The organism is Rhodococcus pseudokoreensis (assembly GCF_017068395.1).
Lineage (GTDB): Bacteria > Actinomycetota > Actinomycetes > Mycobacteriales > Mycobacteriaceae > Rhodococcus_F > Rhodococcus_F pseudokoreensis.
Window position 1 is genome coordinate 5,763,684 of sequence record NZ_CP070619.1, and the last position, 15,259, is coordinate 5,778,942.

General features: G+C 64.6%; 12 protein-coding genes and 1 pseudogene. 10 read left to right on the top strand and 3 right to left on the bottom strand.

Translation table 11 applies throughout. The features are described from left to right. Positions 1 to 53: 53 nt before the first annotated feature. From JWS13_RS31510 to JWS13_RS31530, 5 genes and pseudogenes are all read left to right on the top strand, one after another. Positions 54 to 833: an enoyl-CoA hydratase/isomerase family protein gene (locus JWS13_RS31510; RefSeq protein ID WP_206009256.1), complete on the top strand. Its 780-nt coding sequence runs from the start codon at positions 54 to 56 to the stop codon at positions 831 to 833. 266 nt (positions 834 to 1,099) lie between these two features. Next, positions 1,100 to 2,266 (top strand): acyl-CoA dehydrogenase family protein, encoded by a 1,167-nt coding sequence (locus JWS13_RS31515; RefSeq protein WP_206009257.1) that lies wholly within the window; start codon positions 1,100 to 1,102, stop codon positions 2,264 to 2,266. A gap of 77 nt (positions 2,267 to 2,343) precedes the next feature. Beyond that, positions 2,344 to 2,505, top strand: a pseudogene (locus tag JWS13_RS31520) (acetyl-CoA hydrolase/transferase C-terminal domain-containing protein); the annotation flags it as partial. 19 nt (positions 2,506 to 2,524) lie between these two features. Further along, positions 2,525 to 3,448 carry a hydroxymethylglutaryl-CoA lyase gene (locus JWS13_RS31525; RefSeq protein WP_206009258.1) on the top strand — a complete coding sequence of 308 codons (924 nt, stop codon included), beginning with the start codon at positions 2,525 to 2,527 and terminating at the stop codon, positions 3,446 to 3,448. Positions 3,449 to 3,552: 104 nt separating this feature from the next. Next, entirely contained in the window at positions 3,553 to 4,533 is a 981-nt protein-coding gene (locus JWS13_RS31530) for a quinone oxidoreductase family protein (protein WP_206011816.1), read from the top strand. A gap of 144 nt (positions 4,534 to 4,677) precedes the next feature. Here the strand turns inward: JWS13_RS31530 and JWS13_RS31535 are convergent, their stop codons facing one another. Both JWS13_RS31535 and JWS13_RS31540 read right to left on the bottom strand, forming a co-directional pair. Further along, the gene (locus JWS13_RS31535) at positions 4,678 to 6,087 is read right to left on the bottom strand and encodes an FAD-binding protein (protein WP_206009259.1); all 1,410 of its coding nucleotides are present in this window, start codon (positions 6,085 to 6,087) and stop codon (positions 4,678 to 4,680) included. 9 nt (positions 6,088 to 6,096) lie between these two features. Next, positions 6,097 to 7,293 carry a L,D-transpeptidase gene (locus tag JWS13_RS31540; protein ID WP_206009260.1) on the bottom strand — a complete coding sequence of 399 codons (1,197 nt, stop codon included), beginning with the start codon at positions 7,291 to 7,293 and terminating at the stop codon, positions 6,097 to 6,099. 248 nt (positions 7,294 to 7,541) lie between these two features. Between JWS13_RS31540 and JWS13_RS31545 the strand changes: the two genes are divergently transcribed. From JWS13_RS31545 to JWS13_RS31565, 5 genes are all read left to right on the top strand, one after another. Continuing rightward, positions 7,542 to 7,997, top strand: a complete 456-nt coding sequence (locus JWS13_RS31545) for a MarR family winged helix-turn-helix transcriptional regulator (RefSeq protein WP_124391670.1) — start codon at positions 7,542 to 7,544, stop codon at positions 7,995 to 7,997. Then, positions 7,994 to 9,418 (top strand): MFS transporter, encoded by a 1,425-nt coding sequence (locus tag JWS13_RS31550; protein ID WP_206009261.1) that lies wholly within the window; start codon positions 7,994 to 7,996, stop codon positions 9,416 to 9,418. The genes JWS13_RS31545 and JWS13_RS31550 overlap by 4 nt, the downstream gene beginning before the upstream one ends. 470 nt (positions 9,419 to 9,888) lie before the next feature. Further along, a complete protein-coding gene (locus tag JWS13_RS31555) occupies positions 9,889 to 10,842 on the top strand; it encodes an alpha/beta fold hydrolase (RefSeq protein ID WP_241032421.1) in 954 nt (317 codons plus the stop codon). 618 nt (positions 10,843 to 11,460) lie between these two features. Then, positions 11,461 to 12,555: an alpha/beta hydrolase gene (locus JWS13_RS31560; RefSeq protein WP_338050685.1), complete on the top strand. Its 1,095-nt coding sequence runs from the start codon at positions 11,461 to 11,463 to the stop codon at positions 12,553 to 12,555. 162 nt (positions 12,556 to 12,717) lie between these two features. Then, positions 12,718 to 13,878, top strand: a complete 1,161-nt coding sequence (locus tag JWS13_RS31565) for a globin domain-containing protein (RefSeq protein ID WP_206009262.1) — start codon at positions 12,718 to 12,720, stop codon at positions 13,876 to 13,878. A gap of 232 nt (positions 13,879 to 14,110) precedes the next feature. On the opposite strand, the gene JWS13_RS31570 is transcribed toward JWS13_RS31565, so the two are convergent. Then, positions 14,111 to 15,199 (bottom strand): nitric oxide synthase oxygenase, encoded by a 1,089-nt coding sequence (locus JWS13_RS31570; protein ID WP_206011819.1) that lies wholly within the window; start codon positions 15,197 to 15,199, stop codon positions 14,111 to 14,113. Between the last annotated feature and the right edge of the window lie 60 nt (positions 15,200 to 15,259).

The window sequence follows — 15,259 nt, forward strand, 5'->3', positions numbered from 1 at the left end:
CAGTGAGAGCAGCGCCTCAGCCCTGTTCGAACAGCACTTTGAAAGGATTGAACATGACGCGCTCTGTACGGTACGAAGTCGACAAGAATGTCGCCGTCCTCACCCTGGACAGCCCGGCAACCCGCAATGCGTTATCGGACGAGATGTTGGACGAACTCCTCGCTGCGCTCGAACGCGCACGCGACAATGACGGCGTGCGTGTAGTCGTCCTCGCGTCGTCACACGAGAGAGTATTCTCGGCGGGCGGGGATCTCAAGGCGTTCGCGAGTGGCACCCCCACAATTACGAAATATGCAGGTCTGGATCGCTTTCCGCGCCTCTATCAGATGATCGGGGGCCTCGGGAAGCCAGTGATATGCGCGGTTGGGGGTGACGCGCTGGCGGGCGCGTTCGGTCTCGCCCTTTCCTGCGACTTCGTCCTTGCCAAGGAGTCGGCGAACTTCGGTTGTCCGGAGATCAATGTCGGAGTGTTTCCCTTCATGATTTCCGCCCTCATCTACCGGAACGTCGCACGGATCAAAGCGAACGAACTGATGATGTGCGGCGAGAAGATCACTGCAGTTGAGGCGCTCGAACTGGGATTCGTGAACCGTGTAATCCCGGACGCGGACTTCGATGCAGAAGTCCGCACCTGGGCGGAGCGGCTCGCGGGCAAGTCGCCCCTTCTCATGCGTCTCGGAAAGGATGCAATAAACAAGACGCGCGACATGTCGTTGCCGGACGCATTAGCAGCGTTGCAGTCGCAACTTGCCCTCGCATTTGCCACCGACGATGTCCGGGAAGGTGTCACCGCATTCCTCGAGAAGCGGCCCCCCGTGTGGGGAATGAAATGACTCGGGGTGAACATCGCGCCGGTGAGGAGCAGTGGCAGCGGGACACTGGTCGATAAGGTTATCCCCAAGCAGTGCAAGCGAATTGATACGAGGATGGCTCCACCTGTGTCGAAGTGGTCGGCCCAGCGTGTGATGTCGATGGCCTGAATTGCTTTTGGCGCTCGCGCCCTTGATTTGGCATCAACATATTCTCTTGGCTCTAAAAATTTTGAGTCCAAACCTTTATCACTGTATTTCAAACGGAACCAACGACGACGGGACGTGCTGTGGACTTTGATCTGACCGAGGATCAGGCGACGATCCGAGATGCGGTGCGAGAGCTCGCGGGCAAGTTCGACGAGCAGTACTGGGTGGAAAAGGACAGCGCGCACGAATTCCCCACCGAGTTCTACGACGCGTTCGCCAAGGGCGGCTGGCTGGGCATCACCACGCCCGAGGCGTACGGCGGGCACGGTATGGGCATCACCGAGGCCTCGATCCTGCTGGAGGAAGTCGCCGCGTCCGGTGCGGGCATGAACGGCGCGAGTTCGATGCACCTGTCGATCTTCGGGATGCACCCGGTGATCGTGCACGGCTCCGAGGAACTCAAGCAGCGCACGCTCCCGCGGATCGTGGATGGCGACCTGCACGTCTGCTTCGGTGTCACCGAGCCCGGCGCCGGCCTCGACACCACCAAGATCACCACGTTCGCGCGACGCGAGGGTGACAAGTACATCGTCAACGGCCGTAAGGTCTGGATCTCGAAGGCGATGGAGTCGGAGAAGATCCTGCTTCTCACCCGCACCACGAAGTTCGAGGACGCGAAGAAGAAGACGGACGGTCTGACACTCTTCCTCACCGACCTGGACCGCTCGAAGATCGACATCCGCCCGATCAAGAAGATGGGGCGTAACGCGGTCACGTCGAACGAACTGTTCATCGACAACCTCGAGATCCCCGTCGAGGACCGCGTCGGCGAGGAAGGCAAGGGCTTCAGGTACATCCTCGACGGCCTCAACCCGGAGCGGATGCTCGTCGCCTCGGAGGCCCTCGGCATCGGCCGGGCCGCGCTGCGCCGGGGCGTCCAGTACGCCAACGAACGTGAGGTATTCGGCCGCCCCATCGGCATGAATCAGGGACTGCAGTTCCCGCTCGCCGATTCGCTCGCCCGACTCGACGCCGCGGAACTCATCCTGCGCAAGGCGACGTGGCTCTACGACAACGGGAAGCCCTGCGCCCGCGAGGCCAACATGGCCAAATATCTTTGCGCCGACGCCGGTTTCCAGGCCGCGGACCGCGCCCTGCAGACTCACGGCGGCATGGGCTACTCGGAGGAGTACCACGTGGCTCGCTACTTCCGTGAAGCCCGCCTGACCAAGATCGCTCCGCTCAGCCAGGAGATGGTTCTCAACTACCTCGGCGAGCACGTCCTCGGCCTTCCGAGAAGTTACTGATGATCGACCTGACGCCGCACATCCGGCCCGGCGACGGATTCTGGTGGAGCCAGACGAGCGCGGAACCCACCCCGCTCGTCCACGTGGACTTCGTGGTCACCGAACACGGTGCCGCGGCACTGCGCGGATGTTCCCTCGGGGAGCGTGCGCGGCGCATGATCGCCGTGGCAGCACCCGAGCACCGCGAAAGGCTGGAATTCGATCTCGAGGAGTACGACCTTGCGTCCGCAACGGAGTGAGGGGAAAGGAGTCAACGCCATGGCACGTCCGCAGCGGGTCCAGATCCGGGAGGTCGGACCGCGTGACGGCTTCCAGAACGAACCGGAGCACATCCCGACCGACGACAAGGTGCGGTTGATCAACGCTCTGGGACGGGCGGGGTTCACCCGGATCGAGGTCGCCAGTTTCGTGCGGCCGGACGTGATCCCCCAACTGGCGGACGGGGTGGAGGTACTCGGTCGCATCGACGTACCCGACGACACCAAACTGATGGTGCTCGTCCCCAACAGCAAGGGGCTGGACAACGCACTGAAGGTGCGCGACAAGTTCCACGAGGTCGCGATCTTCGTCAGCGCGTCGGAGACCCACAACAAGAAGAACGTCAACCGCACGGTCGACGAGACGATGGCCGACAACGACGTCATGGCCACGCGAATCGTCGCCGAGGGACTCGACTGCGCCGCGGTGATCGCGACGTCGTTCGGTTGCCCGTTCGAGGGCAAGGTCGACCTGGGACGCGTCCTCGACCTGGCCGAACGGTTCGCCGAGGCCGGCGTCACCGAGATCGGATTCGGCGACACCACGGGCATGTGCAATCCGGCGTACGCGTCGGAATTCTTCGCGGCGGCGCTCGACCGGCTGCCCGGCGTCGAGGTGACCGCGCACTTCCACAACACGCGTGGTCAGGGCCTCGCCAACGCGTACGCTGCACTCGAAGCAGGTTGCGCGAGCTTCGAATCGAGCTTCGGGGAGCTGGGCGGCTGCCCCGTTCCGGCGGGCTCGACGGGCAATATCGCCACCGAGGATCTGGTGAGTATGTTCCACGAGATGGGCGTCGAGACGGGTCTCGACCTTCCCCGGGTCATCGAGGCCGCGCGCGAAGCTCAGACGGTGCTCGGCCGCAAGCTCACCAGTCACTCGATCGTCGCGGGCCCCATCGAATGGGCCGCGAGCCCGCGCTAACCGGCGGGCGGACAACGAGAGTTGCGGACTGATGTGGGAGAAGGGCGGTCGCCGGGCACCTCTCGCACTGACACCGATGAAATGGAATGACCGAAGGGCTGAATGTGGAAGCGGTAGTGTTACACGAGTTCGGAGAACCAGAGGTTTTGAAACTGGAGGCAGTCCCTGATCCCGTCGCTAACCCGGGCTGGGTCACTGTTCGGCTGAAAGCGGCTGCCCTGAATTGGCACGACGTCCTTGTGCGACAGGGTAAATACTCCTCACCGCTTCCACATATCCTCGGCGCAGACGGCGCCGGTATCCGTACGGACACCGGCGAGGAGGTCCTCGTGCTCCCATCTCTGTGGTGGGGCGATCGTGACGCCGCGCCGAGCGAGCAATGGGAGATTCTCGGTGACCATCAGCGAGGCACCTACGCCGAGTTCGTGCGGGTCCCGCAGGAGTGCGTCGCGCCAAAGCCTCGAGGACTGAGCTGGGAACAGGCGGCGGCACTTCCCCTGGTCGGTCTGACGACCTACCGCGCCCTGTTCACGCGTGGCCGCCTTCGCGCCGACGAGAATCTCCTTGTCCTCGGTGCCGGAGGTGGTGTTGCGGCGATGGCCGTCATGCTGGCGTCCGCGATAGGCGCGAATGTCACCGTCACGTCCTCGACTACGGCCAAGATCACGCAGGCGAAGGAACTTGGCGCAGCGAACGGTGTGCTGTACACGGACCCCGACTGGCCTGATGCCGCTCGCCAACTGACTCCCGACGGACAGGGCTTCGATATTGTTCTGGATTCCGTAGGGAACTGGACGCAGTCCATCTCGGCACTGCGCCCCGGTGGCCGGTTGGTCGTACTCGGCGCTTCGCAGAGCGAACTCGCCATCCTTGACGTTCGCCCGTTCTACTTCGGTCAGTACCAATTGATCGGGACCACGATGGGTAGCCCCAACGACTTCGCCGGGCTCATCAATTTGCTGGACGCCGAATCCATCCCCCCTGTTCCTGTCGGCGCCGTGTTCCCGCTCGCGGAAGCAGCGGCCGCTCACAAACATCTCGAGCAGGGTAGTGGATTCGGGAAGATCGTCTTGTCGCACGGCTGACCCTGCGAACTTCGGTGGTAGCCACGACGGGCTTGACGTGAGCCTGTTGACCACGCGCCGGTATCCAATCGATGGGGCGGACGAGTAGCAAGAAGGTGCTGACTCACTCCCTTCGCCCGGCCCGCAGCGATGCGACTGCACTTCCTACAGCGGGTAGTGCGTCAGCACCCCCATCGGATCGTGCCGCTGCCGTAATTCTCGCAGGCGCCGGAGGTTTCCGCCGTAGGCCGCGTCGATCTCGGCGCCGGTCTCGGGGAAGCCTGGCCGGACTTCGACGCTGTAGACGCCGGTGGTGTGCGGTGCGAGCGCGTCGAGGGTGCCGCCCGCCCACGACAGGCAGGCGGCGCCGTCGTAGGGGTCGGACCAGATCGCGTTGAGGGGGATGTTCCACTCGCCGCCGCGACCCCAGAATGCGGTGTCCTTGTCGCCCACGTCGGCGAGCGCACCGCCGGTGTGCTGGAAGTCGATTCGACATTCCCGCGTCGGTGCCCCGCGGATCTGGGTGGCCAGGGCTTCAGCGAGTTGGGAGTCGAGGGTCGGTCCGGTGAAGACGGCCTTCCCGAAGAACGAGCCCCGGCGTTCGCCCGGTTCGGGCAGCCGGATCGGTTCCGGTTCATCGCCGTCGGCTCCGGGTGGTGCGAATTCGGGTAGCCCGGAGAGGTAGTCGCCCGAGGTCTCGGACCGGTACAGCACGCTGCCCGACACGGCGGCCACCGAGGTGGCGGCGGCCCGGGCGCGGTCGATGTCGGATGCGTCCTCGCTCGCGCACGCGGTGTAGACGAAGAGGACGGGTTCGTCGGCGGACAGTGCGCTGTAGCCGAGCACCGCGCCCATCGTCGTGTCACGCGGAAGCGTCGGGGCGATACGGAAATAGGTGGCGAGCGCTTCGAGTCCGAGCACCATCCGGTCGACCCACACCGGGCCCTGCGGATGCGTGCGCAGCACCGCCGACGTGACGACACCGAAGCACGGTGCGCAACCCCGGACCGCCCACCACAGATCGGCCTCGTCGCCGGTGCTGGCATCGGACAGGTGGACGACTTCGCCGGAGGGCAGCACGAGTTCGACCTCGAGTAGCTGATCGACGGTCAACCCGAGACTGCGGGTGAGGTATCCGACGCCGCCGCGGGTGACGAGACCGAAACCCGCATGCCCGACGATCCCCACCGGCACCACCCGGCCGGTGGGGGCGAGGGCGTCCAGCATGGTTCCCACGGTGGCGCCGCCGGCCACGACCACTCGATCGTCCTCGGGCCGCGCCGTGTTCATCTGGGCAGACAGGTCGAGCATGACGGCGTCGTCGGCGACGCAGTTGGAACTCAGCCCGCCGCCGCGGACGGTGACGGTGCCACCCGTCCGGTGCACGACCCGCATGACGGTGGACACTTCCTCCACGCACTCCGGTTCGACGACGCAGGACGGGCGGCGTCGCGCGGCGTCGGGAAAGAAGACTCTGCCCAGTGCCGCGCGGTAGTCGTCGGTGCCCGGCAAATGAACCCGGTACGGGAGCACCGCCTTCAGCTGCGCGACACATTCCGCGGATGGTGAACTCACGAGCGCCTCCTATCCGGTTGCGTTACCTGCCTGCCACTCGGCCCACGGAACTTCCCAGTCTCCGTATGTGTCCCACACGGGCAGGATCGGTCCGCCCGAATTGGTGATCTCGACGACGTCGCCGATACCGAAGTGGTCGAACATCCACTGGGCGTTGGCCGGAGCCAGGTTCACGCAGCCGTGCGAGACGTTGCTGCTGCCCTGATCGCCGACCGACCACGGCGCCGAGTGCACGAACTCGCCGTCGTTCGAGATGCGGAGGTTCAGGTCGACCTTCTCGCGGTAGTAGTCGGGGTCGCCCGCGCAGACGCCGTACGTGCAGGAGTCCATGATGATGCTCTGCTGCCTGTCGGAGACCACGTGCGGGCCCTCGTGCGAGGGGTGGTCGGGGGAGCCGAGACTCATCGGCATCGAGGTTTCCTGGACACCGTTGTGGAACACGGTGAGCACCTCGCTGGCTCCGTCCGCCTTGGCGACCCACGAGTCGTGCACGGTGTAGTCGGCGGCATTGTTCTCGGCGCCGAAGACGCCGTCGCCCAGGTCGATGCCGAACACGTCCGCCTCGACGTGAATCTTGGTTCCCGGCGCCCAATAGTTCGCGGCCCGATAGTGCGCGTTCTGATCGTCGGTCCAGTACCAGGCCCCGGGCTGCGGCGGTGTCGTCGTCACGTGCAGTCGCTCCTGCACCGCGGCCTTGTTGGTGACCGGCGAGGTGAACTGGAACACCATGGGCTGGCCGACGCCGATGCCCGTATCCGCGACGACCTCGGGCGCCGGGACGACGTTCGCGTACGCGGTGGAGCCGGGCGTCATCGTCGTCACCGTGAACGTCTGCTCGACGGGTGCGCCGTCGGGGTTCACCGCGTCGGCCACGACCGTGTACGTGGACTCGAATCCGAGGGGCGCGCTGCTCGTCCAACTCGTGCCGTCGGGGGCGAGGGCACCGGCAAGCGGTGCGCCGGCGTCCGCGGGATTCGTGACCGTCACGGTGGTCAGCCGGCCTCCCGTGGCGGTGACCACGATCGGGGTGGTCGGGTTGATCGGCGCGCCGTCGGCCGCGGGGACGGCAATCGTGGCGGGCGCGGCCTGGGTGGTGGTCGGGGGTTCCGAGGTGCCGGTGTCTCCGATGGTGCATGCCGTGGCCAGGAACGTCAGGGCCACCACTGCAACGATGCCGGCTGTCCGTGTGCGGAGAGTCACGACCACCTTCTTTCGGATCTCGATCAGCGTTCGCCGTCCTCATACTGCCAGCGATCGGCTTGGAGTTTCCTGTCAGACACTCGCCGACCCCGCCCGACCTGGATGAATCCGGCCGCCCACGACGATTTAGGCAGCTGTGCTGGCAATATTCCCGGCAGTGGGCGCACGTAGTTACTGCAGGTGGGCGTTTGACCAGCGAAAATAAAACAGCTAGACTGGCTAATGAAATTGCTTGGCGAACGAGAGGCGAACGCATGGACGAGAAGGCTGATCGACTCCGTGAGGACGTCGTCATGTTCACCCGACGCATCCGGACCCAGCGGTCGGGGCACCTGCTCACGCCCTCGCAGTTGCAGGCCCTTGCGCATCTCGACCGGGAAGGTCCGATGAGCGCCCGCGCCCTCGCCGATCTCGAGCAGGTGGCGCCGCAGTCCATCGCGCGGACCGTCTCGATCCTCGAGGACTCCGGGATGGTATCCCGCACCGTGGACCCCCAGGACGCACGGGCGAGCATCGTCGCGATCACCGGGCAGGGATTGCAGACCCTCACCGCCGACCGGTCGCGGCGGAGCGAATGGCTCTCGGCCGCGCTCGCCACCGAATGCACCGAGGCCGAACGCGACCTCCTCTTCATCGCCGGACGGCTACTCCGCCGACTCGCAGCAACCCCCGAGTCGGCGCCGCAGCGGGAGTCACTGATGAACTCGTGAGCGCGACCGTTGCCGACACCGCTGTCGCGCAGAAGTCGCCGTCCGTACCGTTCCGGGTCAGCGGATCCGTCGCCACCGGGAGCATCCTCCAACCCCTGAACTCCTCGATGATCGCGGTGGCGATCGTCGGCATCGCCGCCCAGTTCGGCTCCTCGTCCGGCATCACCTGGGTGATCTCCGCGCTCTACATCGCCACCGCCGTCACCGCGCCGATGGCGGGGAAACTCGGCGCCCTCCTCGGAGCGCGGAAGGTGTACCTCGGGGGCCTCGCCCTCGTGGCGCTGGGCTCCGTGGCAGGTCTGCTCGCACCGACGGTCGGCTGGCTGATCTTCTCCCGGATCCTCGTCGGAATCGGAACCGCCACCCAGTATCCCAACGCGATGACGATGATTCGCGGGTACGCGGAACGGCACGGTGCGCAACCGCGCACCGCGATCACGACCCTCGCGATCTGCAGCCAGGCCGTCGTGGCACTCGGCCCGACGCTCGGCGGATTGCTGGTGGGGGCGTTCGGCTGGCAGTCGATCATGTGGATCAACCTCCCGATCGTCCTGTTCAGCGCAGTGGCAGTCACGAAGTTCGCGAACGTCGGCTTCGTCGGCGGGATGTCGGTCAGCCGACGCCAACTGGTGCACGCGCTCGACGTCGTCGGGGTCCTGCTGTTCCTCGCGCTCGTCTCGTCCACGATGCTGTTCCTGCTGTCGGTCACCACGGACCCGGTGTGGTGGCTGATCCCCGTGTGGGCGCTGGTGCTGGCGTTGTTCGTCCAGTGGGAACGCCGGGCGGACGAACCGTTCATCGACGTTCGGGCACTGGCCCGGAACCGCGCGCTCAGCGCGACCCTCGCCCGGACCCTCCTCACCTACACGGCCTTCTACTGCGTCTTCTTCGGAATCCCACAGTGGCTGCAGTACTCCCGGGGGATGGGCGCCACCGAGGCGGGGCTGACGATGCTTCCCGTCGCCGTTGTCGGTATCGGCTCCACGCTGCTCGCGTCCCGGACGTACCGGCGGCACGGGGTGCGCCGAACGCTCACCGTCGGGACGTGCGCGCTGCTGGTCGGCGGGGTGCTCCTTGCCTCGGTGGAAAGCAGTACCGCGCCGATCGTCGTGCTGCTGATGGTGGCGGCGGTGCTGGGAATCCCCAACGGATTCAACAACATCGGCAATCAGAATCTGATCAGCTCGGTCACGTCCGTCGAGGAAGTGGGCACGGCGATCGGGATGTACCGCACTGTGCAGTACATCGGGGCGAACCTGTCGGCCGTCGTGCTGCAGGCTACCGCCGGTCACGTCATCGGCGACGACGGACTGCACCGCACGGGATGGTTCATCGCCATCGCGGGTGTTCTCCTCCTCGCCGGAGTCCTGATGTCGCGGAACATGGGCGACCACCGGTCGACGATCGCGTCGACGGCTTAGCAATCGATTTCAGGTCGAAACCTCCCGGGGGCAGTATCGCAGCGACCTCACGCCGACTCGACGACCGCTGTGAGATGCGTGCCGACTGTTCGTACTGGAGGAGTACCCGCGCGGAGTCCGGGAACGGCGGTGAACGTTTCCCGCTGTGAGGGTGACGGACCTCCTGGCGTGGCGGCCACCTGTGCACTTCCATAAGATAAGAGCCGGGTGAGCGCAAGGCAGGCACCGTGTCCAGGTGGAGGGCTGATTTGCGAATTGGTATAAGAATTTGAGCCTAAGATCAAACGGCCGTGGGAGTATGACGGGATGCAACCGTCTGGATTTACCGCACGAAAGGACTTCCGCGAGGGCGAGGTGATACTTGTTCGCTCTGACCGCGGCAGCGGCGGACGTGTTGGACGGGCGAAGCGCATGGCTCCAGCCGCTCCCGGCGTCCGCCGGACAACGACTTCTGGCCCCGCCTGTTAAGAATGAGCGGCAATCAGATGGTTGCCTTCCATTATCCCCAGCTCGATATCGCTGATCAGGAGTATTGCGACATGATCGAAGAACCGGTCCGACTCGATGTGGCAAGCACCGAGGGAGTCGCGTTGGCGTCGTATCGATGGGAACCTGCAGGGCACCCGCGGGGAATCGTCCAGATCGCCCACGGCGTGGGCGAACATGCACGCCGCTACGCCCCACTCGCGCGCGCCCTCACCGAACAGGGTTTCGTCGTATATTCACACGACCACCGCGGACATGGCGCCACCGCTGCAAGTCCGTCCGACTTCGGCAAGCTGGGGGTAAGCGGATGGGGCGCACTCGTCGACGACCTCGGCAGAGTGGGTGCATTCGCCAGGCATGAGCACCCGACTTTACCCCTGGTGCTGATTGCGCATAGCCTCGGTTCCTTTGCAGCTCAGCAATATCTTCTCGACCACAGCGTGGAGGTCGACGTGGTCGTCCTCTCCGGTACCGCAGCGATCGACCTCCTCGAACCGGCGATGAACCTGGACGAACCTATGGACCTGTCGACTTTCAACGCAGCGTTTCAGTCTCCCCGCACCGATTTCGACTGGCTGACCCGCGACGAGGACCAGGTCGACCAATACATCGCAGACCCCCTCTGCGGTTTCGGACTCGACATCGACGGCGCCAAGTCGATGTTCCAGGGTGCTCGCCAGATCGCGGATCCTCAACGGGTAGCGAGCATGCGCAGCGAGCTTCCCGTGTACATCGTTGTCGGGGAGATGGATCCAGTCAACGGTCAACTCGCGTTAGTCCACGCGTTGGTCGAAAGATATCGTCAGGCCGGACTTACCGACGTCACCCTCAGAACGTATTCGGGTGCACGTCACGAGGTGTTCACTGAAACCAATCGCGAGGAGGTCGTCAGCGAAATGATTGCGTGGTTGAACAAAGTTCTGCACACCGCCGAGTGATGCGCCACCTCTGAAGTTCGGTACCGGTGGCCCGTTGCGCCACACTGCGTCCTTTCGGCTTCCCGAGTCGCCATTTCGATCGCCGCAACGCGAAACCGGTACCGGATTGTCGTCACTGCCGCGAACCATCATCCCTGGACTGGACCGGATAGACGGGTCGACTACACTGCCGCGCCGGAAGGTGATCCGGGCGCGCGCCTTGCTGTGGGCGGGAGACGGGGTGGCCAATGCCGAGATGGCCCGGCGTTGTCAGGTGACACCGGAAGTGTTGCGGCGCTGACGCTCTCGGTTCGCAGAAGCGGGAGCTTTCGGGGTCGGGACGGTCGCGAAGGGGCGAAGCCGCAAACCGAGTTTGCCAGCGGGCACGGTCGAAGAGGTTGTCGAAAACTCTCGAGGTGAAGCGGTGACCACCACAGCGAACGGGTCGGCTGGAGCTATTTCGAGGGGTGAATGACCTGGGCGCTCGGCGATGAACAATATCCCGTTGGGGTATGGTTCACCCCCTTTGGGGTAATGCGCGAACGTGATGTGCACCATATGTTGGAGCTGCGTTAATGCGAGGTTCACGACTGTTGACTTCAGTCTCGGACTCGTCCGTTTGCATGAAGTGGAGTTCCAATGGCAACCGCCAGTTCGATAGGACGGCAGACGACGGTGGCTCCCGTAAATGTGGCGCGGGGCCGTACCTTGGCTGTCGGGCCCGAACCGGGCTCATGTACTCAACCGGACATCTTCTACGGCAAGAGCATTCAATCGAAGATGCTGGCGCACGTGTTGCGTGTGACTGTAAAGCCGGCCCTCGGTGTGTGGGCGCAAGTTCCGAGCACCAGCTGGGCCGCGCGAGTGGTTGACCAAGCGGCGCGCGTGTTACCCGCGCTCGACGGTGTCGGGCATCGTCGCGTGCGCTTGACGAATTGCGACTCGGATTGGATCCAGGCTCATAACGCCGATCTCCACAGTGTGGTGCTCTACCTGCACGGTGGAGGCCTTCTGTCTTGTGGCCTCAACACGCATCGGCGACTTGCCTCGCGAATTTCGCAGTCCGCCGATGCCAGCGTGCTCAGCGTCAACTACCGGCTTATGCCGACGCATGCGATCGATGACGCGGTAGGCGACGGCGTTGATGGCTATCAATGGTTGCTTGCGCGTGGATATTCGCCCACACAGATTGTCATTGCAGGCGATTCAGCGGGTGCATACCTCGCGTTCATGGTGGCGCTCGCGCTGGCCGACCTAGCTCTGCCACGGCCGGCCGGCCTTGTCGCGTTGTCGCCGCTCACTGACCTGGACCCCACAAGCAAGTTACAACAAGCCGCGTCTGCACAGTGCCCGGTCCTTCCTGGCTCGGCGTTGCTGGCATTGACCGCTCTCGCCGAGCGAGTGGAGCGCCGTGCCCGTGGCGTGTCGGGGCTGCCCCTGTCCCCGGTCGACGCAGACCTCCGCGGGTTACCTCCGGTCCTCCTACAGACGGGGTCCCGAGACCTGCTGTATCCCGATTCGCGATTGATGTTCGATCGCCTTGTGGAGGCTGGCGTTCCGGCCGCGCTCGAAGTCTGGGATGGACAATTCCATGTCTTTCAGTTGGCAGCGGATCTGGTGCCCGAGGCGCGCAGGGCGATCGCGAGGGTCGCGGAGTTCATTCGATGGACGACCACCGGTCGAAGGAGCGATTCGGACGGTGGTGACGTCGACGCAACCCGCGAGATCGCCTAGCCGCTACCACACGGTCGTGTCACTCTATGCGGGGGCAGGACGATTGTTGCAACACAGACACTCTCGACGAAGGTGGAACACGCGTTCCCGTGTCGATGGATCTCGGTTGCGGATAGTCGGCACCGGCAGCAGCAAGTATGAGCAGCAAGTACGAAGGTATCGATGGATCCCCATATTGTCGCGCTCGTGAGGTCGAGTTTCAGAGCGGTTGCAGCGTCCCCGGCCGGTCCCGGCGCGCTTGCCAGTGCATTCTATGCAGCGTTGTTCGGAACCAATCCCGATATGCGGGAGTTCTTTCCGGCCGCAATGAATACGCAACGCGATCGGCTGGTCCGAGCCATCGGCTACGTAATAGATCGGTTGGACACACCGGAATGTGTGCTCCCGTACCTGGCCCAACTAGGGCGAGACCACCGCAAGTACGGATTCGACGACACGCACTACGCCGCGGTTCGCACTGCCCTGGTCGCAGCACTGGAGAAAGTGTGTGCGCCGCAGACGTGGACCGCAGAGGTCGATGCCGCATGGCGACAGGTGATCACGCTGATTTCTGACGCGATGATGGATGCAGCCCGCGCGGAGTCCGGGCCGCGGAGTTGGGTGGGGACCGTGGTCGAACATCGCAGGGTGCTCCACGATGTGGCAATCGTCAGGCTACAACTCGATCAGCCGATGTCCTATGCAGCAGGTCAGTATGTGAGTGTGCAGGTGCCCGGCCGTCCGCGGATGTGGCGTCAACTGTCACTCGCGACGCCGTGCAGCGCCGATGGAATACTCGAGTTCCATGTGCGGAGGATTCCGGGTGGTTGGGTAAGTTCCGCAATCGTTGATAACGCCCGGGTCGGTGATACCTGGGTAGTCGGGTCGCCCGTCGGCTCACTTGGTATCGTCTCCGCCCCTGAACGCGATCGGCTCATGATCGGGGTCGGGACGGGGACGGCTCCGCTGCGTGCCCAACTCATGAGCATGGCCCGAAACTCGCGTAATCGGTGCACACATCTGTTCGTATCGGGAAGGTACCCGTGCGATCTCTACGACCTCGAAATGTTGTGGGCACTATCACGAACCAATGCGTGGCTCACGGTAGTGCCAGTGGTGGAGGAAAGTTTCGATCCGTGGTGGTACGAGGGCCGATCCGAAATCCCGGCAGGTCTGCATCAAGTCTTGGTCGGCAAAGTGGGGTCGGTCGTCGCGGGCTATTCGAACTGGGCCGACCACGACATCCAGATATCAGGTTCGCCCTCGACGATCCAAACCATCAAATTTCGGCTGCAGGCAGTGGGTGTGGAGTCCGGGCATATCCGCCACGACCCCTTGCCGTGAAGAGGAGCGCCGCTGACGCGGCATAGCGTGAACCTGCCACCCACATTGGGCGCATACGCACGAATCCACGGAGTCTATCGATCCGAAGGGGGAGTGGAGCGTCGAGTGGGGGACCAGACTGGCCCTGCAGAATTCGAGCCCGGGAGCCGAGGTCGTCGAGCACGCACCCGTCCCGCACTGGGGCTGGGGCGTCGCTCCGCCCTACCGCGGCTGACCGGGTAGGGCCGACGTCCTACAGGTTCCCGCCGGTGAACGGACAACCCGACGTCGCGGGTGCCGGGAGAAAGTTGGGGCGGAGGTCCATGTCGGGTGCGTCGTAGAGCCGGTGGAACGTCGGGGTGAGTGCCGCCGACATCGGCGGGTTGATCCACGACCAGTCGGTGGGGCACTTGCGGCCCAGCGATTCCTCGCGTTCGACGTGGCTGATGAACTGCTTGGCGACGGTGTGATGATCGACCATGTGCACGCCGGACTGCCGGTAGCTGTGGATCACGGCGCGGTTCAGTTCGACCAGTGCCCGGTCGCGCCACAGCGTCCGCTCCGAGGACGTGTCCAGGCACAGCTTTTCGGCGATGGCGGGCAGCATGTCGTACCGGTCCCGGTCGCTGAAGTTGCGGGCCCCGACCTCCGTGCTCACGTACCACCCACTGAACGGGGCCAGCGGATACGTCAGCCCGCCGACGGAGAATCTCATGTTCGACACGGCGGGCACCGCATGCCATTTGAGACCGAAATCGGCGAACCAGCGATGGTCGGGATGCTCGATCTCGACCTCGAGCACCAACTCCGGGGGAACGTCGTACCAGCGCAGCGGCTCGTCCGGGGTGCTGATCAGCAGGGGCAGCACGTCGAATGGTGTTCCGGCGCCGCGCCACCCCATCCTGGTGACGGCCTCGGTGATGCCCACCTGCGCGGGATCCCCGGTCACCGTCCCGTCCGCGTTGCGGTAGCCGGCGTACCGGATGAGCTGAGGGCTGAGGATCTTGTACTCGCGACCGTCGGCGAGAGGAAGCGGACCGACGGTGATCACGGACCGCAGCGCACCGCCGTTGGTCGCGATCCGCAGATGCTCCCAGCACGCCTCCGCGATCTCGTCGGCGCTGGTGGCGTGCCGGGCGTCGAGAAGCTTCAACGTCCGCCAATGTTTTCGGCCCACACACCGGGCGTGGTTGCGCCAGGCCAGCTGGGCGCCGATTTCGATCTCCTCCCGGGTCTGCTCGTACCGCCCCGACACGGTCAGCGACCGCAGCGCCTCGTCCAGCCGGGAATCGGGCAGGTGGGCGAGCTCGGGCTGACGGAAGAAGTCGGAACATTCCTCCATCTGCGAGGAGTACCCGACCTCGGCGGCGTCGAGTTCGTTCCACTCGGCATCGACGTCCGG

What these genes read in the sequence shown, in the direction of transcription:
- JWS13_RS31555 (WP_241032421.1), top strand. Translation starts at nt 9,889, where the DNA reads ATGAGCGGCAATCAGATGGTTGCCTTCCATTATCCCCAGCTCGATATC.
- JWS13_RS31565 (WP_206009262.1), top strand. Translation starts at nt 12,718, where the DNA reads ATGGATCCCCATATTGTCGCGCTCGTGAGGTCGAGTTTCAGAGCGGTT.
- JWS13_RS31545 (WP_124391670.1), top strand. Translation starts at nt 7,542, where the DNA reads ATGGACGAGAAGGCTGATCGACTCCGTGAGGACGTCGTCATGTTCACC.
- JWS13_RS31560 (WP_338050685.1), top strand. Translation starts at nt 11,461, where the DNA reads ATGGCAACCGCCAGTTCGATAGGACGGCAGACGACGGTGGCTCCCGTA.
- JWS13_RS31570 (WP_206011819.1), bottom strand. Translation starts at nt 15,199, where the DNA reads ATGGAGGAATGTTCCGACTTCTTCCGTCAGCCCGAGCTCGCCCACCTG.
- JWS13_RS31510 (WP_206009256.1), top strand. Translation starts at nt 54, where the DNA reads ATGACGCGCTCTGTACGGTACGAAGTCGACAAGAATGTCGCCGTCCTC.
- JWS13_RS31525 (WP_206009258.1), top strand. Translation starts at nt 2,525, where the DNA reads ATGGCACGTCCGCAGCGGGTCCAGATCCGGGAGGTCGGACCGCGTGAC.